Consider the following 25,273-nt stretch of genomic DNA (forward strand, 5'->3'; position numbering starts at 1 on the left):
ATGAATGGCGCCGGACGGAATTAACGGAATTGCTGCGTAGCACACCTGCCGGGGAAATGCTGGTTGCGTTGGTCTCGAAGCCGTTGTTAGCTTCCAAGATGGCCAAATCAAAAAAGTGCCAAAAAGACATACGGGGAGATTCATGAGCGCTCAGGGAACGCCGGCGGCGGCGGGCAAGACGACGAGGACGCCAAAGGGCGCCTGGACCATCACCTTTCTCCTGTTCCTCTTCATGCTGGTGAACTTCGCCGACAAGATCGTCGTGGGTCTTGCCGGCGTGCCGATCATGACTGATCTGAAGCTCACGCCGGAGCAATTCGGCCTGCTCGGCTCCTCCTTCTTCTTCTTGTTCTCGATCGCCGCCATCGTGGTCGGCTTCATCGTCAACAAGGTGCCGACGCGCTGGGTGCTGTTGTCGCTCGCGGTGGTCTGGGCGCTGGCGCAATTTCCGATGGTCGGCACCGTCTCGTTCACCACGCTCCTGATCTGCCGCATCGTGCTGGGCGCCGGCGAAGGCCCGGCCTTCTCGGTCGCCGCGCACGCGATCTACAAATGGTTCCCCGACGAGAAGCGCACGCTGCCGACCGCGATCCTGTCGCAGGGTTCGGCGTTCGGCGTCATCCTCGCGGTGCCGGCGCTGAACTGGATCATCGTCAACCATTCCTGGCACTATGCCTTCGGCGCGCTCGGTGTGGTCGGCCTGATCTGGGTTGCGGCCTGGCTCGCGCTCGGCAAGGAAGGGCCGCTGGAGGACACGCAAACCTCGGCCGTGACCGAACCGAAGATCCCCTATTTGCAGCTGCTCACCTCGCGCACCTTCATCGGATGCGTCGCCGCAACCTTCGGCGCCTATTGGGCGCTGTCGCTCGGCCTGACCTGGTTCACGCCGTTCATCGTCAAGGGGCTCGGCTTCTCGCAGAGCCAGGCTGGCTTCATATCGATCCTGCCCTGGGTGTTCGGCGCCACCATCGTCATTCTCACCGGCTGGATCTCGCAGGTGATGATGGCGCGCGGTTACAACACCCGCGTGGCGCGCGGCGTTCTCGGCTCGGTGCCGCTGGTGATCGGCGGGCTCATCCTGGCGATGATGCCGCATGTCCAGGGCGCGGGCCTCCAGATCGCGCTGCTCGTGGTCGGCTCGGGCCTGTGTGGGGCGATCTATGTGGTCTGCCCGCCCATGCTCGGCGAGTTCACCCCGACGTCGCAGCGCGGCGCGATTCTCGCGATCTACGGTGCGCTCTATACGCTTGCCGGCATCATCGCCCCGGCCGTGATGGGGACGGTGATCCAGCGTGCCGGCAGCACGATCGACGGCTACATGACCGGCTTCACCATCAATGCCGTGATCATGGTCTGCTCCGGTCTGCTCGGTCTTCTGCTGCTCTGGCCCAACACCGAGCGCGCCAGGCTGACGCGCGCCGCCGCTGCGCAGGCCAACGCGCTGAAGGGCGCGGTATCGCCGACGTAATAGTAGGTGCTGTTTTTTACCCTCCCCCTCCAGGGTAGGGGAATCGCATATGGTGCTGGCAGGGTGTTGCCAAGCGGTTGGAACTGGATTCTTTGGGTGTCTCTCGATTCCAGAGGGAGACCTGAATGCGCAAGCTCAAGCGCCTGTTTCGACCGCTCAAGGACCCGCGCGCCAGCAACACCCGACATGATCTTGTGGAGATCCTCGTCATCGCCTTGGCGGCGACGCTGGCTGGCGCCAAGACCTGCACCGAGTTCGAGTTCTTTGGCCAAGGCCGCGAGGAGCTGTTGCGGCGCTTCCTGGAGCTCAGGCACGGCATTCCGAGCCACGATACGTTCAGCAACGTCTTCCGTGCGCTGGATCCGAAGGGGCTGGAAGCGGTTTTGCGCAAATTCAGCAAGGGCTTCGGCATCAAGGGGGTGGTCAGCATCGACGGCAAGGCGCTGCGCGGGGCCTACACGCGGGGCCGGCAGGCCACGCCGCTGCATATGGTCAATGTCTGGGCCGCAGGCACTCGCATGGCGCTGGCTCAGAGAAAGGCTCCCAACCGCAACGAGGTTGCCGGGGCTCTCGAAGTTCTCGCGCTGCTCGATCTGGACGGGGCTCTTGTCACCGCCGACGCCTTGCATTGCCGGCCCGATACCGCGCAGGCCATCCTCGATCGGAAGGGGCACTACGTGTTAGCCATCAAGAGTAACCGTGGCCGGCTCTTCAAGGCCGCCAAGACGTTGGTCGATACAGCCCGAAAGCCCGCGCGAGCGAGTCAACGAAGAGCCACTGCCCACGGTCGCGCCGAGCGCCGGCAGGCCATCGTCGCGCCGGCTCCTCAGTTGGCGAAGCAATACGACTTCCCCGCTATCGCCGCAGTCGGTCGCATCGACAGCTGGCGCGCAAACTCTGGCAAGACCGCCAAGCATACGGTCCGATACTTCCTCGCCTCGCGCCTGCTGTCGGCCAAAAAGCTGCTCGAGGTCGTGCGTGCTCACTGGAGCATCGAGAACAACCTGCACTGGGTTCTCGACGTTCTGTTCGACGAAGATGCCTGCCGCAGCCGCAAAGATCACGCCGCCGAAAATCTCGCCCTCATCCGCAAGCTGGCCATCAATACCCTGCAGGCAACGCCCGGTCCTGCCCGCATCAGCCACAAAATGCTCCAAGCCAGATGGAATAATGACTTCCTTCTCTCCGCCCTCGCCCATATGCGATAGCCCTACCCTCCAGGGGAGGGTAGCGGCAGCCACCGCTACTGCACCCCCTGCGCGCCCCGGATCAATTTCCCCGGCCGGCGCCCGGTGGCCTTGCCGTGTCGCCGCGTCACCACGCCCGACACGATGGTCGCCTCATAGCCGTCGACATCCTGCAACAGCCGCCGCCCGCCGACCGGCAGGTCGTAATGCACCTTCGGCGGATGCAGATGCAGGCGGTCGTAGTCGATCACGTTGACGTCGGCTTTATAGCCCGGAGCAATAAGTCCGCGATCGGCGAGGCCGACCGACAACGCGGTCTTGCGCGACTGCGCCGCGACCACGAACGGGATCGTGAGCTTCTCGCCGCGCTTGCGGTCGCGCGTCCAGTGCGTCAGCAGATAAGTCGGAAAGCTCGCATCGCAGATGATGCCGCAATGCGCGCCGCCGTCGGACAGACCCGGCACCGATTGCGGGTCGAGCAGCATCTCGCGCGTCGCGTCGAGATTGCCGTCGGAATAGTTGAGGAAGGGCACGTAGAGCATGCCGCGCCCTTCGTCCGACAGCATCGCGTCATAGGCTAGCTCCTCCGGCTGACGCCCCTGTTTGCGCGCCTGCGGTCCCAGCGCGTTCTCCGGCGGCTGCTCGTAGTCGGGGGGATCGCCGAGCAGGAACATCTTGTCGTAGTTGGGCCGGAAGAACAGCGGATCGTCGGTCGCGGTCGCCGTCTCGCCCAGGATCGCCTTGCGCACATCCGGCTGGCGCAGCCGCGCCAAACGCTCCTGCAGCGGCAGATGCGCGATCGCCTTGTAGCTCGGATGGGTCAGGAACGGATTGCGCGACAGCTCGAGCCCGAGCAGCAGGCCGACCGGGCGTGCCGCGATCTGCGCGGTGATGGAGAGGCCGCGCTTGGCCGCGGCATTGATCTCATCCAGCGTCTGGCGCCAGCGCTGCGGCGCCTTGTCGTTCTGCGTGATCGAGAATGAGATCGCGCACTTGGTGACGTCCGCCACCCGCAGCATCATCGGCAGGTCCTCGTGGATGGTGGAGAGGTCGAGCACGAACTGCAGCACGCTGCGCCCCTGCCGATGCATCGCATCGGCAATCGCGGTGAGCTCGTCCTCGCCGGCCTTCAGCGTCGGCGTGAAGTCGCCGGTCGATGTGCGGTGGTTGAGCGTGCGCGAGGTCGAGAATCCGAGCGCGCCCGAGCGCACCGCCTCGCCCGCGAGCTTCGCCATCGCCGCATTGTCCTCCGCGGTCGAGGGATCCCGGCGCGCGCCGCGTTCGCCCATGACATAGACCCGCAGCGCGGCATGCGGCAGCTGCGCGCCGACGTCGATGTCGAAATCGCGCTTGGCGAGCCAGTCCATGTAGTCCGGAAAGCTCTCCCACGCCCAGGGAATGCCGGCGCTCAGCACCGGCTCCGGAATGTCCTCGACGCCCTCCATGAGCTGGATCAGGCGGGTGTGGTCATCAGGCTTGCACGGCGCAAAGCCGACGCCGCAATTGCCCATGATCGCGGTGGTGACGCCGTTCTGCGAAGACGGCGTGAGGTCCTGGCTCCAGGTGACCTGGCCGTCGTAGTGGGTGTGCACGTCGACGAAGCCCGGCGTCACGAGCTTTCCGCGTGCATCGATCTCTTCGCGGCCCTTGGCGGAAATCTTCCCGACCTCGCTGATTCTCCCGCCGCTGATGGCGACGTCAGCCTCGAACAACTCGCCGCCGTGGCCATCCGCGACGGTGCCGCCGCGGATCACGAGATCAGCATTGCTCATGATGTTTCTTCCCGTCTTGTCGTTTGTTGTTTTCGAAATTCTCTCCACTCGTCGTCCCGGACAAGCGCGCCCTCAGGCGCGCGCCGATCCCGTAACCAGCCGCTTTCGCTACTCACGAACCGCCTTCGCCGGCTTCCGTTCCGTGAACGGCGACAGCACCACCGTCGCCACCATGAAAATCACGGACGCCCCGAACACCCAGTGCGGCGCGCTTTGATCCATGATCCAGCCGAACAGCAGCGGGCTGACGATGCCGCCGAGATTGAATCCGGTCGAGACGATGCCGAAGGCGCGGCCCGCGGCGCCCGCGGGCGCCGCATTGCGCACCAGCATGTCGCGCGACGGCGCGATCACGCCGGAGAGGAAGCCTGCGATTGCCATCGTGGCAGTCAGGGCCCAGCCCGGCAGCGTCACCAGCGCGATCAGCAGCACGATGGCCGCATTCGCGGCAAAGCAGGCCGCCGCGACATAGCCGTGACGTTCGGTGTGATCGGCGAGAAAGCCGCCGGCGAGCACGCCCGCGGCACTGGCGGCGAGGAACGCGGTCAGTGCGACATTGGCGATCGAATAAGACGTGCCGTATCCGCTCATCAGCGCCACCACGCCGAAATTGTTGATGCCGGCGACCGACAGGCTGAGCAGCATGAACAGCGCGGTCAGCGTGATCAGCGCCGGCGTGATCACCGCCTGCTTCGGCGCGCTCTCGCCACCCGGCTTTGTCTTGTGCGCGCCGGCCTCGGGAATGCCCATGGCGATCAGCAGCACCGCCACCACGATGGCGATCGCGCCCGACGCGACCAGCGCGCCGACGCCGCCCCACAGCGTGACCAGCGCGGCGACGATCGCCGGCGTCACCGCGCCACCGAGATAGCCGGCAAAGGTGTGCACCGAGAAGGCGCGCCCCATCCGCGCCTCGTCCATGTGCTCGGCCAGAATGGCGTAATCGGCGGGATGATAGACGCTGTTGGCGAGGCCCAGCAGCACGGCGCAGGCGATCAGCGCGAAGTAGCTGAGGTGCAAGCCGAGCAGGATCAGCGCGCAGCCGCCGAGGGTCAGCCCGATCAGCAAGATCTTGCGCGCGCCAAAATGGTCGACGAGATAGCCCGTCGGCGCCTGAGTGAGGCCCGAAACGACGGCGAGCGCGGTCAGCGAGAAGCCGAGCTCGACATAGCCGACGCCGAGCTTCTCCTTCAGGAACGGAAACAGCATCGGCAGGACCAGCAAATGAAAATGGCTGACCCAGTGCGCGATCGAGATTCCGGTCAGCGTGCGCAGCGCACTGTCCGCCTTGCCTTGCTGCGGTGCGGCGAGAACGTCGACCATTGCAGTTCCGTTTCACTCCCGATGGACGCGCAAACTATCGGGGAGGGCGGTTATTTGTCCATGAACGCAGGCGCATGGCAGGTAGTGCGGGCGGGGGAGTGAGGGGCGTCGGTGGAGTGTGGCGCTACCCCTCACAACGGCTCGTCGTCAGGGCCATATCGATCGCGCTTTGGCGTTGCGATGTCGCCGTCTTCGTATTCGTCGTCGTCGCTCTCGCGCCGGCGCGAGGGCTTCTTTGCCTTGTCTTGCGCCTGCTTCGGCGGCGCGCTCGGCTTGGCGGTCGTATTCCCGGTCTTGGCCATGGCTGGTCCCGGATGGTGATGCTGCATCCGAATCTATCCGCCAGATATGTGCGGTTGCTGACTTAACTCAAGGCCCGCGACGAGGCCGTCACTGCACCACCGGCCCGCCCGCCTTCTTCCAGGCATCGATGCCGCCGGCGATATGGGCGGTGTTGAGAAGTCCCGCTTCCTTCGCGGCCGCCACCGCCATCGCAGAGCGTTCGCCGAAGGCGCAGAAGAACACCACGCGGCGTCCCGTCGCGGCCGCGACCTCGCGCAGCATGCCGCCGGGCTTCAGGCTCTCCTCGACCGACGGGTAGGGCGTGTGCAGCGCACCTTCGAGCATGCCGTGCTTCAGCCGCTCGTTGGTCTCGCGCAAGTCCACCAGCAGGATGTCGGGCCGGCCGAGGCTGCGGATCGCCTCGATTGCGCTGAGCGCGCGGCCCTCCTTCTCCAGCTCCTCCTGATGCAGGCCGACATGCATGTTGGCGGGGACCGCCACGTCCATCATCTTCGGATTGGGCAGCTTCAGGTTCGCCATCAGCTCGATATATTCGTCGACCGAACGCACCTGGAGCCGCGGGTTGTAGCGCTTCTCCTCGCCGATGGTGGAGACGGTGTCGCCCTTGTAGTCATGCGCGGGGAACACCATCGTCTCGTCCGGCAGCTTGAGCAGGCGGTTGAAGATCGAATCGTATTGGGCGCGCGACGAGCCGTTCTGGAAATCGGTGCGGCCGGTGCCGCGGATCAGCAGCGTATCGCCGGTGAAGACGCGGTCGCCCATCAGATATGAGTAGGAATCGTCGGTGTGGCCCGGCGTGTACATCACGTCGAGCGACAGGCCCTCGATCGTCAGCTTGTCGCCGTCGGCCACCCGCATCGCCACCACGTCGGCCTTGGTCTGGTCGCCCATCACTGTCATGCAATGGGTGCGATCGCGCAGCTCGCCGAGGCCGGTGACGTGGTCGGCATGCAGATGGGTGTCGACCGCCTTGACCAGCTTGAGGTCGAGCTCGCGCAGCAATTGGCAGTAGCGGTCGACCTTCTCCAGCACAGGATCGAGAATGAGCGCCTCGCCGCCGGGGCGGCTGGCGAGCAGATAGCTATAGGTGCCTGAAACGCTGTCGAAGAGCTGGCGGAAGATCATGGCAGAGACCCCGGCGTGGAACTGGTTTCCAAAGATTCTACTACGCTCCGGGTCGAAAAGAGAAGTAATTCACTGCACTGGCGGTAATAGTGGAAAATTGCTATCGCACGGCCTAGCCCGTCATCCGCGGCGGCTCGCAGAGCCGAACCCGGAATATCGAGATTCCGGGTTCGATGCTTCGCATCGCCCCCGGAATGACAGGTAGGGACCTACGGCCGCACCACCGTATACCCATTCTCCGCCAGGAACAGGATCTGCCCAACCCCGACCTGCACCGGCGTGGCCGCTTGGATGAACTCCGGCCGCTTGCCCGTCTCCCGCGCGATCGTATCCACCGTGTTGAGGCAGATGTCGAAGCGCACGCCCTGCGCGATCAGGCTCTCGACCTGCTTGCGCCGCTCACTGCCGGCAAGAAGCAGGTCGATGCCGGGACCGAATGCCACCACCTCGATCGCGATCTTGTCGGGATCGTAGGCCTTGAGCAGATTGTTGGCGACGCTCAGCACCAGCGCCTGCTTCTTCGCATCGCCGTCGGAGAGTTGTAGCACGACCTTGTGCTCGGCGAACGGCTTGTCCTGCAGCGGGATCTGTTGCGCAAGAGCGGGCGGGGCCCAGGCGAGCAGTGCCAGCATCATTGCGGATAAGAGCTGCGACCGCATCATCCCTGTCCTGCAATGCCTGGATTGCCCTCGACGCCTTTCAAGGTCACACCGGAGCCGAGTCGCTCCTGCAACATCCGCCCCGAGCGCAGATATTTGCCGAGGACGTCCCACACCGGGGCGCCTTGCTGGCCATTGACCGACGCCCAGCCCGCGACCTTGTAGCGGTGGCCGGCGCTGAGCGCCCTGCCGTCGCCAAGCTTCAGCTCCGAGATGCGGCTACCGATCGCAGCGTCCGGCGTGCAGGTGTAGCTGAGCCCGCCGGCGCGCACCATGTCGCCGCCCTGCTGGTAATAGGGATCGGCGTTGAAGAGGTTGTCGCAGACGTCTTCCAGCATGTCCTTGATCTGAGCCCCCGTCATATCCTGCACATAGGTCTCGGGGTAGGTGATCGCGGTCTCCGCCAGCACATCCTCCATGGTCAGCGCCTGGCCCGACAGCGCGGTGACGCCCCAGCGGAAGCCCGGCGACAGCGCGATCTCGGCATCGAGCTCGGTGCGCAGCGCGGCGCAGATCAGTTCGTCCATGGGTCCGGAGAAATTACCGCGGCGGTAGAGCAGGCGATCCGGCGTTGCGATCTTCTCCGACCAGTCGCTCACATGCGGCGCCCGCAGCCGGCCGATCAGCTCGGCCATTCCAGGATCGGGCTTCAGCAACTCGGAATAGACAGGCAGCAGATGATAGTGGATGTCGCTGACCTTGCCCTTGTCGAGTGCAAGATCGAGCACGGCCAAAAATTTCCCGTTGGAGCCGGCATTGGTGACGAGCGTGGTGCCGGCCGCATTCTTCACCGCAATCGGCTGCGGTACGGCATCATGGGTGTGGCCGCCGAGGATGACGTCGATGCCGGTGACGCGGCTCGCGAGCTTGAGGTCGACATCCATGCCGTTGTGCGACAGCAGAATGACGGCGTCGACCTTGTCGGTGCCGCGCAAGGCATCGACATGCTTCTGCAACTCCTCCTCGCGGATGCCGAAGCTCCAATCCGGCGTGAATCTCTTGGGATGCGCGATCGGAACGTAGGGGAAGGCTTGGCCGACGATCGCGACGCGATGCCCGCCGATTTCCTTGATCATCGAAGGCTTGAACACGCGTCCCGTGGCCTTGTCGAAGGCGGGGGCGTCGTTGAACGCGGCTTCCTCGGTCAGGAACACGTTCTGCGCCAGGAATTCGCCCTTGAAGCGCTCGAGATTGTCGCGCAGCGCCTGCTCGCCATAGGTGAATTCCCAATGCCCGGTCATCGCCTCGATGCCGAGCAGATTGGCGACCTCGACCATGTCGCGGCCCTGCATCAGGTTGGCGAGGCCCGTGCCCTGCCAGAGATCGCCGCCGTCGACGAGCATCGAACGCTTCTCGCCGACATCGGCGCGCAAGCGATCGACCAGCGTCTTCAGATGGGCGAAGCCGCCGAGCTTGCCGAACCGGCCTGCGGACTTTTCGAATTCGATGCAGGTGAAGGCATAGGCATCCGCGCTGTCGGGGCGGATGCCGAACCGCTCCAGGAAGGCGCGGCCGACCAGATGCGGCGGCCGTCCCGCCATCTCGCCGATGCCGATATTGACGCTGGGCTCGCGGAAATAGACCGGATTGAGCTGCGCATGCGTGTCGGTGAGGTGCAGGATCCGCGCATTGCCGAACCGCTCGACGTCGTAGATGCTGGCGGCTTCAGTGCCACGGGCCAGCCGGGGCAGGCCGAGCGTTGCGGCCGCAAGGCCTGCACTCTTCAGGAAGTCGCGGCGGCGGATCGCCATTCAGAAATTCTCCGCGCCTCTCGTGATCGCTGGATTGTTCCACTCGGGAGCAGTCTAGCGGATTTCCATCGCCTTCCAGGCTTCTTTTTCGGTCTTCGCCTGGAAGATGGAGGCCTGCGCCAGCGCCTCGGCCTCCTTGGCTGCGGCGACAGCACGGTCGAAATCGCCGCCGTCGGCAGCCTTCTTCGCTGCCGCCAGCGCAGAGACGGTCACGGTCCACTGATTGCGCAAGCCGGCCGCCTCCTTGGAGGCGGCTTCGGCGGCGGCATAGGCCGCCTTGTAATCCGCCTCATCTGCCGCGCGCGCGGATGGCGCAAAGCTGAGCGTGAGCAGCATGGCGAGAGCAAGTGACCGCTTCATGGCCGTGCTCCCGGGCCTGAGATCGGCAATCCGTTGGCGACGTAGGACAGAAAATATTCGACGTCGCGATATTCATCCGATTGCGGCTCCAGCGGAACCGCGCGGGTCTGACTGTTGCAGGTGACGAAGCGGCGGCTGGTGGTGCCCATGCCGCTCCATTCCGAGCGGTAGATCGGCATCGCGTTGAGGATGCCGAGCGCCGGTGCCAGGGTCTCGGCGCGGATACGTTCGCCCGGGCTCTGCACATGGCAGCTCGCGCATGAGAAATTCATCTGGCCGCGCCGCGTGTAGAAATAGCGCTTGCCGTTCTCGAACGCCGCAAGGGCACGCGGATCATCGGGTATCTTGATGTCCATCGGTTTGCCGCGCGAAGTGTACGCCATATAGGCGGTGAGCGAGGCCATCTCGTCCTTGACGTAGGAATAGGGTGCCTCGCCATTGGCTTCGCGGCAGCGGTTGAGCGCGAGCTCGAGCGTGATGACCTTGCCTTCCTTGGTGTCGAAGTACGGATAATTCTGGCGGATGCCGATGCCGCCGTTCGGGAAGCAGTCGGCGTAGGTCTTGCCGTTCTTGAACGGGGTCGAGAACATCTCCTTGCCGGCATCGAGCGCGAACTCGTAAGGCGGGAATTCTTCCTTCTCCTGCCACTGCCGCTTCATGTCCTCGTTCATCGAATAAGGACCGTTGACGAAATCCTCGTGCTTCACGTCCGGAAACTTCTGGAAGAAGAAGTTCTGGAACGCCTTGGCGTCGGCAACGGGGTCGACCTTGTCGGCCGCGACGACGCGCGTTGCGGCGAAAGCAAGCGCCGCGAGTGCGACGAATGCCGAGCCGAGCAGAATCGTAGCGCGCTGTTTCATCACGCGATCTTCGCGGTGGTCGTGTCGGAGCCACCCTTGTTGTCGGTCCAGGAGATCTTGAGCTCGTCGCCCTTCTTGGCGCCCTTGAAGCTGAACTTGACGTAGGGGTCCTTGGAAACCGCAGTGCCCCAATTGGCGACGAAGACGTCCTTGCCGTTACACTCGAACTTCAGCTCCTGGATGAAATGCGCGGGGATCAGCTCGCCCTTGGAATCCTTGACCAGGCCCGTGTCCATGGGGTGCTGGATCAGCGCCTGCACCTCGGTGATGTCGCCGTTGGACGTTGCGCGTACGCGAATGCTTGATGCCATGTCGAACTGCCTCGCTTAACCGCCGCAACCGCCGACGGTGACCTTGACCTCTTTGGTCGCGCTGTAGAGCTTGCCGTCGGCTTCCACGATCGCCACCAATTTGGTGGTCCTGGCCATCTTCAGCCGGTTGGCGACGGCAGGGATCGTGCCATCGGGAATCTTGTAACTTGCCGCGAGCGCGAACGGGTTCTCGGCCACGAAGAAGGAGATCGAGGTCACCTTGTCCAGCGTCGTCGTCACCGAGATCGGCACGACGCCGCCGTTCTCCGCGATCTCGGGCGCATCCAGCTTGACCTTGTCCGACGGTGTGGCGGTCTTGCCGTAGAGCACCTTGATCGCGTCCGCCTCGCTCTTCTGCCTGAAGGCCTCTTCCGGATATTTGTCGTTCGCCGCCGCACGCGCGGGCGCCGCGCCGAACGGCAGATTGCCGAGGCCGAGCAGCGCGACGGAGGCTGCGCCCTGAAGGATCAGGCGCCGCGTCGGATGAGGGCCGGTGGTCGTGGTCATCTCAAATCTCCTGGGCGGCCGGCCCGTTACAGGGTCTGCAGGAAATCAACGATCGCGTTGATTTCCTGTTCGGTCAAAATCCGGTTCCGGCCGAACGGCGGCATCATGGTTTGCGGATTGCGCTTGGTCTCGTCGAAGATGATCGCAACCAGCTCGTTGCGATCGGGGTATTTGGCCTTAATGTCCTTCAGCTCCGGCCCGATCGTTCCGGGCAGGTCGCCGCCTTTGATGACGTGACAGGTCAGGCAATTGCCCTTGCCGCGGTCGAAAGCGAGTTTCTGGCCCTCAGTCACGGTGGATTGTGCCCCCGCCGGGGCCACGGCCGCGCCGGCGAGGAGGGCCAGCGCAACAAGCAGGGCGGGCTTGCAAGGAAAGACGGTCAAGGCTTCGTCCCGAGCGTTATGTCGATGATCTCGTTTGCGGAATTGTTCAAAAGCACAAAGGGCATCGCCTGACAATCAAGACTATGCAGGCGGCAAAATGGGATTAATATCCCCCGCATTGCAACCGTTGAGATAGTTCATTCATCACATCGTCTGGGATTGGCAAATTATTCTCGGGCGTTTGCCCCTAGGGCCGTGTTCTGTTTCACATTTTCTGGGGACGTCATTTGGCTGAATACGTCGTTGAATTTGGCAGGGACGGCGGACGGGTCGAGCCGGATGGCCGGCTCGATGCGCCGGCTTTCCATCGCAATCACGAACCGATCTGGGCGGCGCTGGAAAAGCATCTTGCCGGCACGACCGGCGACGTTGTGGAACTCGGCAGTGGAACCGGCCAGCACGTGGTTCATTTCGCCCGCCACACACCCGGCCTGATCTGGTGGCCGAGCGACCTCAACCAGCGCCACCTCAAGAGCATCGAAGCCTGGCGCGTGCATGCGGGCCTGCCGAACATCCGCTCACCCCTGCGGATCGACCTCACCGATCCCGACTGGTGCCCGGAGATGAAAAGCGGGCAGGGACCGACCAGCCTCGCAGCCGTGTTCTGCGCCAACGTCATCCACATCGCGCCCTGGGCCGTGGCCGAAGGCCTGTTCGCCGGCGCCGGCCGCTATCTGCGCCCCGACGGCAAGCTGTTCCTCTACGGCCCCTTCAAGCGCGACGGCAAGCACACTGCGATCAGCAATGCGGTGTTCGACACCTCCTTGCGCGAAGGCAATCCCGACTGGGGCGTGCGCGACATCAGCGACGTCGAGAAGTTGGCGAACGCGGTGGCCCTTCGCCTGGTCGAGACGATCGAGATGCCCGCGAACAATCTGACGCTGGTGTTTTCGCGCTAAGCCGCGACGGCGGTGCGCTCCCTCCCCCGCTCGCTCGCGGGTGAGGGCGGAGGAAAGGGTGACTCCGCAACGGGATACTCCCTAGAGCAGAAAACCCTCACCCGCCCTGCGGGGACGATGCTTCGCATCGCCCGAGCACGCTGATCTGTCCCGCAAACCAATCGGGAGAGGTGGACGGCCCGCTGGACTTGCGTCGGTCAAATCAGTCGGTCAAATCAAGAGGCTGTCACGCCGCGCCATCCCTCCATCCGATCCTCTCCTTCAAGAACCGGAAGCCGAGCACCTCGAAGCTCGCGCGCTCCTTGTTGTCCTTGCCGTAGCCGTGGCCGCCGGCTGCCGGCTCGTAGAACCAGGCCTCATAGCCCATCGCCTGGAGCTTTGCCGCCATCTTGCGGGCATGGCCGGGATGAACGCGGTCATCGCGCCGCGTTGTGGCGATCAGGATCGGCGGATAGGCCTGGCCGGCCTTCACGTTGTGATAGGCCGAGTAGGTCTTCAGCCATTCCCACTCCTCCGCCTTGTCGGGATCGCCATATTCCGCGATCCAGCTCGCGCCGGCGAGCAACTTCGTGTAGCGGCGCATGTCGATCAGCGGGATGGTGCAGAACAGCGCGCCGAAGCGCTCAGGGTACCGCACCAGCATGTTGGTGATGAGGATGCCGCCGTTGGATCCGCCCTGCGCGGCGATGCGCTTCGCACTCGTCACGCCGCGGCGCACGAGATCGGCGGCCACGGCCGCGAAATCATCGTGCGAGAGCTTCTTGCCGGCGAGCCGGCCGGCATCGTGCCAGCGCGTGCCGAACTCGCCGCCGCCGCGCAGATTCGCCTGCACCGTCGTGCCGCCGCGCTCCAGCCATAGCCTGCCGAGCGAAGCGTTGTAATACGGCTTCACGGCAAGTCCGAAGCCGCCATAGGCGCTCATATAGACCGGCGCATCCCCGGTCTCCGCAGCGGGGCCGGTCTGGACATAGGGAATGCGCTCGCCGTCGACGGAGATCGCCTCGTGCTGGGTCACCACGAGACCGTCGGCATTGAATGTCTTCGGCGCCTGCTTCAGCACAACAGGGCTTGCGACGCCGCGTTCGAGCAGCAGCAGCGAGGGCGGCGTGAGCGGGTCCTGCACATTGGCGAGCAGGTCGCCGTTGCTCTCGGATGCATGCCGATCGAGCGGCCAGACATCGACGACGCCGATCTCGGGCAGACCGGGAAGCGTCTCGCGGCTCCAGCCCGCAGCCGATGGCGTGCAGATCTCGAAGCACGGCTTGAGCTCGTCGAGAATAGATAGCACCAGCTTGCCGGCGGCCCAGAACAAGCCTTGTAGCGCGCGCCGCGGTGCGGGCTCGAACAGCACCGCGAAATCGCGACTGCCGGCCAGGAAGGCCGAGAGCGAGATGCCGAGCACGGTGTCGGTGGCATAGGTCCGGCCTCCGATGGTCCAGTCCTTGCGCAGCTTCATCGCGAACCAGTCGCGATGCGCCTGCATCCAGATCCCGGTCGGCAGATCGAGCTTCGTCATGTTACCGGCCGCATCGCGCAGCCATATGCCATAGTTGAAGAAGTCGATCTGGTCGACGATCCACACCCGTGGCGCCGCACCGGTGTCGTCGGCTACACCGGAGATCGCCATGTGATCAGCGGTGGTCTCGATGATCACCTCGGCCTGATCGACCGGCTGACCTCGCCGCCACAGGCGGACGGTCCGAGAGTATCCCGAGCTCGTCGCCATGCTCTCGCCATGGGCGCTCGACAGCAGCAGCGTGTCGGAATCGAGCCAGTCGACGCCGCCCTTCGCTTCCGGCAATGCAAAGCCGTTCGTCACGAAACTCTTCGTGGTGAGGTCGAACTCCCGCAAGGTAACGGCGTCACTGCCGCCGCGCGACAGGCTGAGGATCGCCCGCGAGCTTCCCGGCATCGTGACGATGGAGCTCAGCAGCCAGTCTTCACCTTCGCTTCTCGCGAGCTGGTCGATGTCCAGCATGGTGTCCCATGCCGGATCGGCTTTGCGAAATTCCGCCAGCGAAGTCCGCCGCCACAGGCCGCGTGGGTTGGCGGCATCCTTCCAGAGATTGTGCAGATCGGAGCCGCGCCGGCTGACATAGGGGATGTTGTCGGGACGATCATAGATCGCCGCGAGAATGTCGCGGTCGCGCGCGAAGGCCGCGCCGCCGAACGCGGCGAGCGTGAGTTGATTCTGCCGCTCGACGAAATCGAGCGCCTGTCTGCCTTCGATCTCTTCCAGCCACAGCCAGGGATCGTCCTCGGGAGCGCTGAGCGTGGGCCTGTCGTCGACGGTCATGAACGAAACTCCAACAAGTCGCCGCGGATAGGATTTGATCGAGCGCAAGCCGTCAAGAGCGCGGTCCGCTATCATCCCACCGATTGCGTCAGCGGCATGGCCCGCGTCCGTTTGCGCCGGTTGCCCGCCCTTGCGCGTCCCTCCATAGTGCCGGGAATCAACAGAGCCCTTGGGCGGAAATGCCGATGCTTGATGTGACCGCTGCCGACGAGATTGCCGACGACGCGCGCGTGCGCAGCAATGTGGTGCGCCTTGCCGCGGCGCAGGCGCTGACCGGCGCCAACTCGGCCGTGATCTTCGCCACCGGCGCGATCGTCGGCGCCACGCTCGCCCCGGACATCTCGTTCGCGACCGTGCCGATCTCGATGTATGTGGTCGGGCTTGCCGCCGGCACGCTGCCGACCGGCGCGATCTCGCGCCGCTTCGGCCGCCGCGTGGCCTTCGTCATCGGCACGGGCCTCGGCACGCTCACGGGCCTTGCCGGCTCGTTCGCCATCCTGCACGGCTCCTTCGCGCTGTTTTGCCTCGCGACCTTCCTCGGCGGCCTCTACGGTGCCGTGGCGCAGTCCTATCGCTTCGCCGCCGCCGATGGCGCCAGCACGGCCTACCGCCCCAAGGCAGTGTCCTGGGTGATGGCCGGCGGCGTGTTCGCCGGCGTGCTTGGTCCGCAGCTCGTGCAATGGACCATGGACGTCTGGCAGCCCTATCTGTTCGCCTTCAGCTTCCTGGTGCAGGCCGCGGTGGCGCTGGTCGCCACGGGCATCGTCGCCGGCGTCGATATGCCAAAACCCGGGCCGGCCGATCTGCATGGCGGGCGGCCGCTGCTCACGATCGTGAGCCAGCCGCGCTTCGTCGCGGCGGCGCTGTGCGGCGTCATCTCCTATCCCATGATGAATCTGGTGATGACCTCGGCGCCGCTCGCCATGAAGCTGTGCGGCTTGTCCGTCTCCGATTCCAATTTCGGCATTCAATGGCACATCGTCGCCATGTACGGGCCGAGCTTCTTCACCGGTGCGCTGATCGCCCGCTTCGGTGCGCCTGTGATCGTGGCCGCCGGCCTGCTGCTGGAAGCCGGCGCCGCCGGCATCGGCCTCTCCGGCCTCACTGCGATGCATTTCTGGGCGACGCTGATCGTGCTCGGCATCGGGTGGAATTTCTCCTTCATCGGCGCCTCCGCGCTGGTGCTGGAGACGCATCGGCCGCAGGAGCGCAACAAGGTGCAGGCCTTCAACGATTTCCTGGTGTTCGGCATGATGGCGATCGGCTCGTTCTCTTCGGGCCAGCTGCTCGCCAATTACGGCTGGTCGGCCGTGAACATGGTGGTGTTCCCGCCGGTCGTGCTCGGGCTTATCGTGCTCTCGCTGGTCTCCTGGGCCCGCCGCCGCAAGGCGCGGTTGGACGCAGCCATGGGTGAGTTTCCGGATGCGGTGTGAACTGGCAGGAGGTTGTCAGCAGCGCCGATGGTTCGAGCTGCGTCGAAGTGATTTTCTGAAGCGAGCTATTAATTGAATGCGTCATGGCCGGCTTGTCCCGGCCATCCACGTCGTGGGCGCCGCGCATGCTCGACAATTCTCAACAGCCTCGAACCGACGAATCCTTCCTCCGCTACGAAGGCTGGCGCATCGTCGCCGTGTGCTTCCTGCTCGCGACCTTCGGCTGGGGGCTCGGCTTCTACGGCCAGAGCGTCTACGTCGCCGAGCTCCAGCGCGCCCGCGGCTGGCCGACCTCGCTGATCTCCGCAGGGACGACGTTCTTCTATCTGTTCGGCGCGCTGCTGGTGGTGTTCGTCGGCGAAGCCGTGCGGAAATACGGCCCGCGCCTCTGCCTGATTGCCGGCACGCTGGCGATGGCGGCGGCTGCGGTTGCGATCGGCGCGGTGCGCGAGCCCTGGCAGCTGTACCTCGCCAATGCCGTGCTCGCCTTCGGCTGGGCCGGCACCAGTCTCGCCATGATCACCAACACGATCAGCCTGTGGTTCGACGACAAGCGCGGCATGGCGATCAGCCTGGCGCTGAACGGCGCCAGTTTTGGCGGCATCGCCGGCGTGCCCTTGCTGGTGAGCTTGATCGGTCAACTCGGTTTCGCCAGTGCGATGTATGCCGCCGCGGGCGCCATGCTGATGCTGCTCGTGCCGGTGATCCTGCTCGCCGTTGGTTCGCCGCCGGGTCATCATGGCGGGCTCGCGGCAGGGAAAGAGATGCCGCAGTCCTCGACGGAGATCCGCAAGGCTGCGCTGCGCGACATCAGTTTCCTCACCGTCACGATCGCCTTTGCGCTGGTGCTGTTCGCGCAAGTCGGCTTCATCGTGCACCTGATCTCGTTCCTCGATCCCGTGATCGGCCGCGAGCGCGCTGCGGTTGCACTAGCCGTGCTGACCGCGATGGCGGTGGTCGGCCGCGTGCTGTTCTCGCTGGTGATCGACCGCCTCAACCAGCGCCTTGCCTCGGCGCTGTCGTTCCTGAGTCAGGCGGCGGCGCTGTGCGCCGTCATCAACCTGCACAATGATTATGTGCTGATCGCCGCCTGCGCGGTGTTCGGCTTCTCCGTCGGCAATCTCATCACGCTGCCATCGCTGATCGTGCAGCAGGAGTTCGACACCGCCTCGTTCGGCGTGCTGATCAGCCTCAACACCGCGATCAACCAGGTCACCTACGCCTTCGGCCCCGGCGTGGTCGGAGCCTTGCGTGATTGGTCCGGTGGCTACACGCTGCCGTTCTATCTCTGCTTCGTGCTGGAGGTGGCGGCTGCGGCGCTGATCTTGGTGCGGGGTAAGCCGAGAGCGAAGCTCACGTAGGGCGCGACGGCCGTTCAACAATCTCCGTCATTGCGAGGAGCCCTGGCGACGAAGCAATCCAGGCCGTCTCGGCGGTGACAGTCTGGATTGCTTCGCCGCGCTCGCAATGACGCGTGGAGGGAGCGCAGGTCACCCCTCTCGCTGCCTCAGCAAATCCTCCACATCCAGCCGCTTGGTGACCATCGCGAGCTTCCCATCCGGCCCGAACGGCCATTGCTCCCTGGGCTTGTCCCAATACAGCTCCACCCCGTTCTGATCCGGATCGCGCAAGTACAGCGCCTCGCTGACGCCGTGGTCGCTGGCGCCGTCCAGCGCAATGCCGGCCGTCAGCACCCGGTGCAGCGCATCCGCCAGCGCAGGCCGGGTCGGATAGAGAATCGCGGTGTGATAGAGCCCCGTCGTGCCCGGCGGTGGCGGCGAGCCGCCCTTGCTCTCCCAGGTGTTGAGCCCGATGTGATGATGATAGCCGCCCGCCGAGATGAAGGCCGCGCCGGAGCCCATGCGCTGCATCAGCTCGAAGCCGAGCACGCCGCAATAGAGGCCGAGCGCGCGATCGAGGTCGGCGACCTTGAGATGAACGTGGCCGATCCTGGTGCCGGCATGGATGGCTTGGTTCTGCGGCATGTGAATGCTCCGTTGAAAACATGCACATAAGGCGGGCTCCTAGATGGTGCTACCGCCGATCCCGAAACCCAGCGTTTCCGGATCAGAACTAAGCCAGCTCCGACACCTCACCGTCGGGCAGGCCGAACTCGAACGTGTTCAGCGTCATCGACACCAGCGTGTAATAGCCGCACAGCCCGATCACCTCGACGACGCCGCGCTCGCCGAGCAGCTTCACCGCCGCGTCGTAGAGTCCCTTCTCGACGCCGTGCCCCTCATGCAGCGACTTCGCGACGTCGTAGATCATCTGTCCCTGGGGATCGTCGAAATCAGGCGTGCGGCGGTCGCGGATGGCGTCGATGATGTCGGGGTTCAGCCCGCCCGCGAGCGCGAGGCGCTTGTGCGCGTACCATTCGTAATGCGCGGTCCAGTGCCGCGCCGTCACCAGGATCGCGATCTCCGAAAGCTTGGCGGGGAAGATCGTGTCGAAGCGCAGCACCTCGCCCAGCCGCGTGGCGTGACGGGCCATCTCCGGACTGTTGAGCCAGGCCATCATCGGCGCCGGCGGCTTGCCGCGCTTGCCGGCAATCGACTCGTCATAGGTCTGCCGCTGGCTCTCGTTCATTTCGCCAGGCGAAAGAAGCTTCAGGCGCATTGTCGTTTCCTCTTTGTTTTCAAGCCGCCATGCCCTCGACTATAGCGGAATGCACGCCTGCGGAAGTGGTTGAATTCCACGGTGCGATGGCCCAGAGTCGCGCACAACAAGTCGATTTTTGAGTGATGGAAACGACCATGAGCGAAACTGAATCCGCCGAACTCGAACGATTTCGCAACGAGACGCGCGCCTGGCTGGAAGCCAACTGCCCGCCGGAGATGCGCAAGCCTGCCACGTCGGATGCCGACGTGTTCTGGGGCGGGCGCAATGCAAAATTCTCGTCCGAGCCGCAGCGCATCTGGTTCGAGCGCATGCGCGACAAGGGCTGGACCGTGCCTGATTGGCCGAAGGAGTACGGCGGCGGTGGCCTCAGAGCCGCCGAGCACAAGGTGCTGCGCGCCGAGATGGCGCGGATCGGTGCCCGCCCGCCGCTGTCGAGCTTCGGCATCTGGATGCTCGGGCCGGCGCTCCTGAAATATGGCAATGACGCGCAGAAGAAGGAGCACCTGCCGAAGATTGCCGCGGGCGAGATCCGCTGGTGCCAGGGCTATTCCGAGCCGAATGCCGGCTCCGATCTCGCCTCGCTCCAGACCCGGGCCGAGAGCGACGGCGACGACTTCATCATCAACGGGCAGAAGATCTGGACGTCCTATGCCAACTACGCCGACTGGATCTTCTGCCTGGTCCGCACCGATCCCACGGCCAAGAAGCACGACGGCATCAGCTTCATCCTGTTCGACATGACCTCGAAGGGCGTCTCGACCAAGCCGATCCTGTTGATCTCCGGCTACTCGCCGTTCTGCGAGACCTTCTTCGACAATGTCCGCGTGCCGAAGTCGCACGTGGTCGGCATAGTCAACCGCGGCTGGGACGTCGCGAAATATCTGCTCCAGCACGAGCGCGCGATGATCTCAGGCATGGGCGAGCGCGGCGTCGGGCGGCCGCTCGGCCAGATCGCGGCCGACTCGGTCGGCACCGATGGCCAAGGCAGGCTCGACGACGCCATGCTGCGCGGCCAGATCGCGCGCTTCGATGTCGATGAGGCCGCGCTCGCGGCCTGCGCCGAGCGCGCGGTCGATCTCGCCAAGGCCGGGCAGGCGCATCCGGCGTTCTCCTCGGCGATGAAATATTACGGCACCGAGCTCAACAAGCGCCGCTACGAGATCCTGATGTCGGCCGGCGGCGTCGATGCGCTGGAATGGGAGAGCGAGCGCTCCAAGCAGGGCGCGCGCCCGCGCGCCTGGCTGCGCACCAAGGCCAACTCGATCGAAGGCGGCACGTCCGAGGTCATGCTCGGCATCGTCGCCAAGCGCATCCTGGATCTGCCGGGGGCCTAATTCCACCGTCGTTCCGGGGCGGTCCGCAGGACCGAACCCGGAACCTCGAGATTCTCCGGAGCGCAATTGCGCTCCGTGGTTTGCGTCCTCGACCGCCCCGGAACGACAGCAACAATTACACATTCCGCCAAACGCTAGAGAACTTTGCACATGGCCCTCGTCCTCACCGAAGAACAATCGATGCTCCGCGACAGCGCGCGCGGGCTCATCAGCGACAAGGCGCCGGTGTCGCATCTGCGCCACTTGCGCGACAGCAAGGACCCCATCGGGTTCTCCAAGGAGTTTTGGCACTCCTTCGCCGAGATGGGTTTTGCCGGCCTGCTCGTGCCGGAAGAATTCGGCGGCAGCGGCCTCGGCTATGTCGAAGCCGGCGTCGTGATGGAGGAGATCGGCCGCACCCTGATGCCGTCGCCCTTCCTCGCCACCAGCGTGGTCGCGGCCTCGGCGCTCAATCGCGGCGGCAATGCCGCGCAGAAATCGGAATATCTGCCGAAGATCGCCAGCGGCTCGCTGCTCGCGACGCTCGCGATCGACGAGGGCGCCAAGCATCGCCCGCTCCAGACCAGCCTTCAGGCCGTGCGCGCCGGCAACGGCTTCAAGCTCTCGGGCGCCAAGGCTCTGGTGGTCGATGGCCATGTCGCCGACCTCCTCATCGTTGCCGCGCGCACCGCGGGTAGCGCCGGCGAGCGCGAAGGGTTGACGCTGTTCCTGGTCGATCCCAAGGCCAAAGGCGTCGCGATCGAGCGCACCATCATGGTCGATGCGCACAACGCGGCGCGGATCGAATTCGCCAATGTCGAGGTCAATGCCGACAGCGTGCTCGGCGAGATCGATCAGGGCTCGGCCCTGCTCGATGGCGTGCTCGATATCGGCCGTGGCGCGGTCGCCTCCGAGATGGTCGGCCTCAGCGATGAAGTATTTCACCGCACCGTCGAGTACCTCAAGAGCCGAAAGCAGTTTGGCAAGCTGATCGGCGAATTCCAGGCGCTGCAGCACCGCGCCGCCGAACTCTATGTCGACATCGAGATCACCCGCGCCGCGGTGATGAAGGCACTGCAGGCATTGGACGCTGACGTTGCGAAAGCCACTTCAGCCGTCGCCGTGGCAAAAGCCCGCGCCGGCACCACCGCAACGCGCGCGGTGCAGGAAGGGGTGCAGATGCACGGCGGCATGGGCATGACCGACCAGTTCGACATCGGCTTCTTCATGAAGCGCGCAAGGGTGTGCGAGGAACTGTTCGGCGATGCGAACTACCACACCGAGCAGCTGGCGCGCGCGCGGGGGTATTGAGACAGTCGGATGTGAGGCGCGAGCGCGTGCCTCACGTGCAGGTGGTGGATAGCGCTTGCCCTGAGCCGTCATGGCCGGGCTTGTCCCGGCCATCCACGTTCTTTGGTGCCTCGGAAACGTGGATGCCCGGAACGAGCCCGGGCATGACGATTGAGAGGCCAGCCTTCGCTCGCAATGACAGTGGCGAGTCCGCCCCTTACCTCATCGGCGGTGCGTACTGCACCCCGCCCGCATTCCAAAGCTGGTTCATGCCGCGCGGGATCTTCAGCTTGGACTTCTCGCCGATATTGCGCTCGTACATCTCGCCGTAATTGCCGACATGACGGATGATGCGCGCGGCCCAGTCCTTGGTGAGGCCGAGCTGCTCGCCGTAATTGCCCTCGGTGCCGACCAGGCGCATCACTTCCGGCTTCTTCGACTTCAGGGCCTCGTCGATGTTCTCCGAGGTGACCCCGAGTTCCTCGGCGTTGATCATCGCATACAGCGTCCACTTCACGATCATCATCCAATCGTCGTCACGCTGGCGCACGACGGGGGCGAGCGGCTCCTTCGAGATCATGTCCGGCAGGATCATGTGCTCGCCGGGCTTGGACAGGTTGAGCCTGAGCGCGTAGAGCTGCGAGACGTCGGCGCTGAACGTGTCGCACTTGCCGGTGTCGTAGGCCTTCACCACGTCGGCGAGGTTTTCGAGCTTCACCTCTTCGTATTTCATGTTGTTGGCGCGGAAGTAATCGGCAACGTTGAGTGCGGTCGTGGTGCCGGCCTGCACGCAGACCTTGCTGCCGCTCAGATCCAGCGACGTCTCCTTGTTGCGCGAGCGGGGCAGCATGAAGCCCGCGCCGTCGTAATAGGCGACGGCGGGGAAGTAGAGGTCGTAGTCGAGCTCGCGCGCCATGCTCCAGGTCGAGTTGCGCGAGAGGATGTCCACCTTCCGGCTCTGCAATTCCTTGAAGCGCTCGCTGGCGTCGAGCGGAATGAACTTCGCCTTGCCCGGGTCGTTGAAGATCGCCGCGGCGACCGCGCGGCAGAAATCGACGTCGAAGCCGGTCCAGTTGCCTTTGTCGTCGGGGATCGAGAAGCCCGGCAGGCCCTTGTTGACGCCGCACAGCACCTCGCCGCGGCGAACAGTCCGCTTCAGGGTGCGGGTGTCGTAGAATTCATAGATGATGGCGAGGACGCCGACCAGCACGGCGACCGCGAGCCCGATCAGCAGGCCGCCTCGAAAAGTGCGCATGATGTCTCTCTCGAAATAATCGGGAAAAGGAAATTGGAGGAGGGGGCGGAGCATGACCGGAGCGATCATGCTCGAACCGTAGCCCTTAAAGCTCGGGCTTCTGCCGGATCACGACCTTGGTTCCGACAGGGACGCGATCGTAGAGGTCGGCGACGTCGTTGTTGACGAGACGGAAGCAGCCCGAGGACACCTTGGTGCCGATCGTGTCGGGACGGTTGGTGCCGTGGATGCGGTAGACCGTAGTGCCCAGATACATGGCGCGGGCGCCCAGCGGATTGCCGGGACCACCGGCCATGAAGCGCGGCAAATAGGGCTGGCGCTGGATCATCTCCGGCGGCGGCGTCCAGTCCGGCCACTCCTTCTTGTTGGTGATGGTCACCAGCCCTTGCCACTGAAAGCCATCGCGGCCGACGCCGATGCCATAGCGGATCGCGCGCCCGCCGGGCTGCACCAGATAGAGGTGCCGTTCGGCGGTCGAGACGATGATGGTGCCCGGTGCTTCCGTGGTGCGGAAGTAGACCACCTGCTTCTGCCATTCCGGATCAAGCTGGTAGGAATCGTCCGCGATCAGGCCCGGCTCGTCGCCGTGGTCCGGCTGCTGGGCGAAGGCGTGCGGCGTGGACAGGACCAGTCCGATCGCAGCCATGAAAATCCCGGTCAGGCGACGAAAATCCGACATTTCAAGCTCTCCCCGCTGCCACAGTGCAAATCATTCGGAACCATCAAACCTGAGGGGCAAGTTCATGGCAAGTTGATGACGCGCTGTCCTGCCATGTCGCGAGAATGGTTTGGTTTTTTGACGGGGCCGGAGCAATGCCACAAACGGGGGATGGCGCGAAAAGCAGTGCCCGCGGTATCCGCGCCGGGTGGGGCAGCCGAAATGCATTCGCAGATGCCGTCACCCGGACTTCCACGTTCTTCGTGCGGCGGGTCAAGGCGTGGATGGCCGGGACGAGCCCGGCCATGACGATGCCGAGGCAGTCGGCCCTAAAGCGCAATGAGATTTGGATGAATCGTCATCGCGCTTTAGCTTGTTGTTTACGCATGATCTTTCCGGAAAACCGCTTCGCACTTTTCCGGATCATGCTTTAGATCTTATTGCTCTCCGCCGCGATCCCCAGCCGCCGCACGATCTCCGTTCCCACAGCGCGGGCCTCGATCCGGGAGCCGATCCGCGGGCTGCGAAACCGCCGTCCCGAGCGCAGGCGGATCGTCACGATGCAATGTTCGTCCTCGGACCGCCCGCGGCGCTCCACGGTGATCGTCTTCACGTCATGCCCCTCGATATGGTCCGCACGCGGCGTGCCGTCGCCCCACAGGCGCTCGACGCGGATGTCGCCCTCGCGGATGATCCAGAACGCGCCAGTGACGAGGTTGGCGTAGCGATGCACGGCGAACGCCGCAATCACGCCGAGCGGCAGCAGCAGGATATCGACATGGGTGGGCGGCCATCCGCGCCAGAGCTTGTAGGCGTAGGGCACGGCGGACAACGCGACGGCGACCAGCGACGCGATCCTGATGTCGCGTGCGGAAAACGCCTCCAGCGGCTCGCCGAGATGCATCTCGGGATTGCTGGCATCGAGCGGATTGACGGGCTCCTCGACATTGGGAACCTCGAACTGCGCGGCGATCCGGGCGACGGTGTCGCGAACATGGGTGACGTCGGCGATCGGCGGAGACGTCAGGCGTTCTCCGGAGGCCAGCGTGAAGACGAGTTGAAAGCGGGCCTTCACTCTCTTGCTGCCGGGGACCTGCAACCCCGTGATGTCGTCTTTGGCCACGATGCGCGTGCGCAGCTTTCCGAACGGACTTTGCCGCCCGATCAGGATCTCGTTCGGCGTGATGATCCACACCACGGCCGGCGCCAGCATGATGCCGACGACGAATCCCGCGCCGACCAGGAGCGCGACCACCGAGATGAAGATCTCCAGAATGTCCTGGGTGAACAGGCCCGGCGTGAAGCAGAGTGCGACGGCGACCGCAAAGCCGGACATGACCAGCCGCTGCGCGATCGAAGAGCCTTCACGAAGGCGAATGTCGCTATGGCTGGGCGTGTCGTCCATTGCTGGCGGCTGATTGCGTCGCTTGCGAAACTCCACGGACGGGTCCGTGGAGTCAAGCAACAAGGGCGACAACTGAAACCCGCCGCGCGCTGG

General features: G+C 64.7%; 24 protein-coding genes. 7 read left to right on the top strand and 17 right to left on the bottom strand.

From position 1 onward, the window contains the following. Positions 1-142: 142 nt before the first annotated feature. Both P6U28_RS33715 and P6U28_RS33720 read left to right on the top strand, forming a co-directional pair. Entirely contained in the window at positions 143-1,468 is a 1,326-nt protein-coding gene (locus P6U28_RS33715; protein WP_122406160.1) for an MFS transporter, read from the top strand. A 125-nt stretch (positions 1,469-1,593) separates the two neighbouring features. Next, entirely contained in the window at positions 1,594-2,676 is a 1,083-nt protein-coding gene (locus tag P6U28_RS33720) for an ISAs1 family transposase (RefSeq protein ID WP_122405414.1), read from the top strand. A 35-nt stretch (positions 2,677-2,711) separates the two neighbouring features. Here the strand turns inward: P6U28_RS33720 and P6U28_RS33725 are convergent, their stop codons facing one another. The 11 genes from P6U28_RS33725 to soxX all read right to left on the bottom strand — a co-directional run bounded on the left by P6U28_RS33725 (position 2,712) and on the right by soxX (position 12,009). Continuing rightward, positions 2,712-4,427, bottom strand: a complete 1,716-nt coding sequence (locus P6U28_RS33725) for an amidohydrolase family protein (RefSeq protein ID WP_407120593.1) — start codon at positions 4,425-4,427, stop codon at positions 2,712-2,714. A 108-nt stretch (positions 4,428-4,535) separates the two neighbouring features. Continuing rightward, complete coding sequence (locus P6U28_RS33730; RefSeq protein ID WP_407120594.1) at positions 4,536-5,750, bottom strand: MFS transporter; 1,215 nt, start codon at positions 5,748-5,750, stop codon at positions 4,536-4,538. A gap of 131 nt (positions 5,751-5,881) precedes the next feature. Continuing rightward, positions 5,882-6,052, bottom strand: coding sequence for a hypothetical protein (locus P6U28_RS33735; protein ID WP_164936710.1), 171 nt, complete (start codon positions 6,050-6,052; stop codon positions 5,882-5,884). Between the two features lie 88 nt (positions 6,053-6,140). Then, positions 6,141-7,178: an MBL fold metallo-hydrolase gene (locus tag P6U28_RS33740; protein ID WP_122406156.1), complete on the bottom strand. Its 1,038-nt coding sequence runs from the start codon at positions 7,176-7,178 to the stop codon at positions 6,141-6,143. 209 nt (positions 7,179-7,387) lie between these two features. After that, on the bottom strand, positions 7,388-7,840 hold the full coding sequence (locus P6U28_RS33745) for a hypothetical protein (RefSeq protein WP_407120595.1): 453 nt from the start codon (positions 7,838-7,840) through the stop codon (positions 7,388-7,390). Next, entirely contained in the window at positions 7,837-9,588 is a 1,752-nt protein-coding gene (gene soxB / locus P6U28_RS33750; RefSeq protein WP_122406154.1) for a thiosulfohydrolase SoxB, read from the bottom strand. The genes P6U28_RS33745 and soxB overlap by 4 nt, the downstream gene beginning before the upstream one ends. A 54-nt stretch (positions 9,589-9,642) precedes the next feature. Next, positions 9,643-9,948, bottom strand: a complete 306-nt coding sequence (locus P6U28_RS33755; RefSeq protein ID WP_407120596.1) for a hypothetical protein — start codon at positions 9,946-9,948, stop codon at positions 9,643-9,645. Continuing rightward, complete coding sequence (soxA, locus tag P6U28_RS33760; protein ID WP_162500510.1) at positions 9,945-10,808, bottom strand: sulfur oxidation c-type cytochrome SoxA; 864 nt, start codon at positions 10,806-10,808, stop codon at positions 9,945-9,947. The genes P6U28_RS33755 and soxA overlap by 4 nt, the downstream gene beginning before the upstream one ends. Continuing rightward, on the bottom strand, positions 10,808-11,119 hold the full coding sequence (gene soxZ / locus P6U28_RS33765) for a thiosulfate oxidation carrier complex protein SoxZ (RefSeq protein ID WP_027577526.1): 312 nt from the start codon (positions 11,117-11,119) through the stop codon (positions 10,808-10,810). The genes soxA and soxZ overlap by 1 nt, the downstream gene beginning before the upstream one ends. A gap of 15 nt (positions 11,120-11,134) precedes the next feature. Beyond that, positions 11,135-11,626 carry a thiosulfate oxidation carrier protein SoxY gene (soxY, locus tag P6U28_RS33770; RefSeq protein WP_122406150.1) on the bottom strand — a complete coding sequence of 164 codons (492 nt, stop codon included), beginning with the start codon at positions 11,624-11,626 and terminating at the stop codon, positions 11,135-11,137. Between the two features lie 26 nt (positions 11,627-11,652). Then, complete coding sequence (soxX, locus tag P6U28_RS33775) at positions 11,653-12,009, bottom strand: sulfur oxidation c-type cytochrome SoxX (RefSeq protein ID WP_129142385.1); 357 nt, start codon at positions 12,007-12,009, stop codon at positions 11,653-11,655. A gap of 227 nt (positions 12,010-12,236) precedes the next feature. On the opposite strand from soxX, the gene P6U28_RS33780 reads away from it, so the two are divergent. After that, positions 12,237-12,908: a DUF938 domain-containing protein gene (locus P6U28_RS33780; protein WP_407120597.1), complete on the top strand. Its 672-nt coding sequence runs from the start codon at positions 12,237-12,239 to the stop codon at positions 12,906-12,908. Positions 12,909-13,134: 226 nt separating this feature from the next. On the opposite strand, the gene P6U28_RS33785 is transcribed toward P6U28_RS33780, so the two are convergent. Next, entirely contained in the window at positions 13,135-15,204 is a 2,070-nt protein-coding gene (locus P6U28_RS33785) for a prolyl oligopeptidase family serine peptidase (protein ID WP_407120598.1), read from the bottom strand. Positions 15,205-15,389: 185 nt separating this feature from the next. Here P6U28_RS33785 and P6U28_RS33790 point away from each other — a divergent pair, with 185 nt between their 5' ends. Together P6U28_RS33790 and P6U28_RS33795 are read left to right on the top strand one after the other, a co-directional pair. Then, the gene (locus P6U28_RS33790) at positions 15,390-16,637 is read left to right on the top strand and encodes an MFS transporter (protein WP_407120599.1); all 1,248 of its coding nucleotides are present in this window, start codon (positions 15,390-15,392) and stop codon (positions 16,635-16,637) included. A 125-nt stretch (positions 16,638-16,762) separates the two neighbouring features. Beyond that, positions 16,763-17,998 carry an MFS transporter gene (locus tag P6U28_RS33795; protein ID WP_407120600.1) on the top strand — a complete coding sequence of 412 codons (1,236 nt, stop codon included), beginning with the start codon at positions 16,763-16,765 and terminating at the stop codon, positions 17,996-17,998. Between the two features lie 129 nt (positions 17,999-18,127). Here the strand turns inward: P6U28_RS33795 and P6U28_RS33800 are convergent, their stop codons facing one another. Further along, positions 18,128-18,622: a VOC family protein gene (locus tag P6U28_RS33800; RefSeq protein ID WP_407120601.1), complete on the bottom strand. Its 495-nt coding sequence runs from the start codon at positions 18,620-18,622 to the stop codon at positions 18,128-18,130. An 88-nt stretch (positions 18,623-18,710) separates the two neighbouring features. Then, a complete protein-coding gene (locus P6U28_RS33805; protein ID WP_122406143.1) occupies positions 18,711-19,256 on the bottom strand; it encodes a carboxymuconolactone decarboxylase family protein in 546 nt (181 codons plus the stop codon). 137 nt (positions 19,257-19,393) lie between these two features. On the opposite strand from P6U28_RS33805, the gene P6U28_RS33810 reads away from it, so the two are divergent. Continuing rightward, positions 19,394-20,593 carry an acyl-CoA dehydrogenase family protein gene (locus tag P6U28_RS33810; protein WP_407120602.1) on the top strand — a complete coding sequence of 400 codons (1,200 nt, stop codon included), beginning with the start codon at positions 19,394-19,396 and terminating at the stop codon, positions 20,591-20,593. A 150-nt stretch (positions 20,594-20,743) separates the two neighbouring features. Then, complete coding sequence (locus tag P6U28_RS33815) at positions 20,744-21,883, top strand: acyl-CoA dehydrogenase family protein (RefSeq protein ID WP_407120603.1); 1,140 nt, start codon at positions 20,744-20,746, stop codon at positions 21,881-21,883. A 196-nt stretch (positions 21,884-22,079) separates the two neighbouring features. Here the strand turns inward: P6U28_RS33815 and P6U28_RS33820 are convergent, their stop codons facing one another. The 3 genes from P6U28_RS33820 to P6U28_RS33830 all read right to left on the bottom strand — a co-directional run bounded on the left by P6U28_RS33820 (position 22,080) and on the right by P6U28_RS33830 (position 25,180). Then, positions 22,080-23,117, bottom strand: a complete 1,038-nt coding sequence (locus P6U28_RS33820; RefSeq protein WP_407120604.1) for an amino acid ABC transporter substrate-binding protein — start codon at positions 23,115-23,117, stop codon at positions 22,080-22,082. An 85-nt stretch (positions 23,118-23,202) separates the two neighbouring features. Beyond that, a complete protein-coding gene (locus P6U28_RS33825) occupies positions 23,203-23,796 on the bottom strand; it encodes a L,D-transpeptidase (protein WP_407120605.1) in 594 nt (197 codons plus the stop codon). Positions 23,797-24,205: 409 nt separating this feature from the next. Continuing rightward, positions 24,206-25,180 carry a hypothetical protein gene (locus P6U28_RS33830; RefSeq protein ID WP_407120606.1) on the bottom strand — a complete coding sequence of 325 codons (975 nt, stop codon included), beginning with the start codon at positions 25,178-25,180 and terminating at the stop codon, positions 24,206-24,208. Positions 25,181-25,273 lie beyond the last annotated feature (93 nt).

The organism is Bradyrhizobium sp. STM 3561 (assembly GCF_045571455.1).
In the GTDB taxonomy this organism is placed as follows: domain Bacteria; phylum Pseudomonadota; class Alphaproteobacteria; order Rhizobiales; family Xanthobacteraceae; genus Bradyrhizobium; species Bradyrhizobium vignae.

Bases quoted from the DNA above. Each gene is read 5' to 3' on its own strand.
- P6U28_RS33830 (WP_407120606.1), bottom strand. From the start codon at position 25,180: ATGGACGACACGCCCAGCCATAGCGACATTCGCCTTCGTGAAGGCTCT.
- P6U28_RS33755 (WP_407120596.1), bottom strand. From the start codon at position 9,948: ATGAAGCGGTCACTTGCTCTCGCCATGCTGCTCACGCTCAGCTTTGCG.
- P6U28_RS33805 (WP_122406143.1), bottom strand. From the start codon at position 19,256: ATGCGCCTGAAGCTTCTTTCGCCTGGCGAAATGAACGAGAGCCAGCGG.
- P6U28_RS33800 (WP_407120601.1), bottom strand. From the start codon at position 18,622: ATGCCGCAGAACCAAGCCATCCATGCCGGCACCAGGATCGGCCACGTT.
- P6U28_RS33725 (WP_407120593.1), bottom strand. From the start codon at position 4,427: ATGAGCAATGCTGATCTCGTGATCCGCGGCGGCACCGTCGCGGATGGC.
- P6U28_RS33730 (WP_407120594.1), bottom strand. From the start codon at position 5,750: ATGGTCGACGTTCTCGCCGCACCGCAGCAAGGCAAGGCGGACAGTGCG.
- P6U28_RS33715 (WP_122406160.1), top strand. From the start codon at position 143: ATGAGCGCTCAGGGAACGCCGGCGGCGGCGGGCAAGACGACGAGGACG.
- P6U28_RS33740 (WP_122406156.1), bottom strand. From the start codon at position 7,178: ATGATCTTCCGCCAGCTCTTCGACAGCGTTTCAGGCACCTATAGCTAT.
- P6U28_RS33790 (WP_407120599.1), top strand. From the start codon at position 15,390: ATGCTTGATGTGACCGCTGCCGACGAGATTGCCGACGACGCGCGCGTG.
- P6U28_RS33745 (WP_407120595.1), bottom strand. From the start codon at position 7,840: ATGATGCGGTCGCAGCTCTTATCCGCAATGATGCTGGCACTGCTCGCC.
- P6U28_RS33825 (WP_407120605.1), bottom strand. From the start codon at position 23,796: ATGTCGGATTTTCGTCGCCTGACCGGGATTTTCATGGCTGCGATCGGA.
- P6U28_RS33795 (WP_407120600.1), top strand. From the start codon at position 16,763: ATGCTCGACAATTCTCAACAGCCTCGAACCGACGAATCCTTCCTCCGC.
- P6U28_RS33735 (WP_164936710.1), bottom strand. From the start codon at position 6,052: ATGGCCAAGACCGGGAATACGACCGCCAAGCCGAGCGCGCCGCCGAAG.
- soxA (WP_162500510.1), bottom strand. From the start codon at position 10,808: ATGAAACAGCGCGCTACGATTCTGCTCGGCTCGGCATTCGTCGCACTC.
- P6U28_RS33810 (WP_407120602.1), top strand. From the start codon at position 19,394: ATGAGCGAAACTGAATCCGCCGAACTCGAACGATTTCGCAACGAGACG.
- soxZ (WP_027577526.1), bottom strand. From the start codon at position 11,119: ATGGCATCAAGCATTCGCGTACGCGCAACGTCCAACGGCGACATCACC.
- soxY (WP_122406150.1), bottom strand. From the start codon at position 11,626: ATGACCACGACCACCGGCCCTCATCCGACGCGGCGCCTGATCCTTCAG.
- P6U28_RS33815 (WP_407120603.1), top strand. From the start codon at position 20,744: ATGGCCCTCGTCCTCACCGAAGAACAATCGATGCTCCGCGACAGCGCG.
- P6U28_RS33785 (WP_407120598.1), bottom strand. From the start codon at position 15,204: ATGACCGTCGACGACAGGCCCACGCTCAGCGCTCCCGAGGACGATCCC.
- soxB (WP_122406154.1), bottom strand. From the start codon at position 9,588: ATGGCGATCCGCCGCCGCGACTTCCTGAAGAGTGCAGGCCTTGCGGCC.
- P6U28_RS33820 (WP_407120604.1), bottom strand. From the start codon at position 23,117: ATGCGCACTTTTCGAGGCGGCCTGCTGATCGGGCTCGCGGTCGCCGTG.
- P6U28_RS33720 (WP_122405414.1), top strand. From the start codon at position 1,594: ATGCGCAAGCTCAAGCGCCTGTTTCGACCGCTCAAGGACCCGCGCGCC.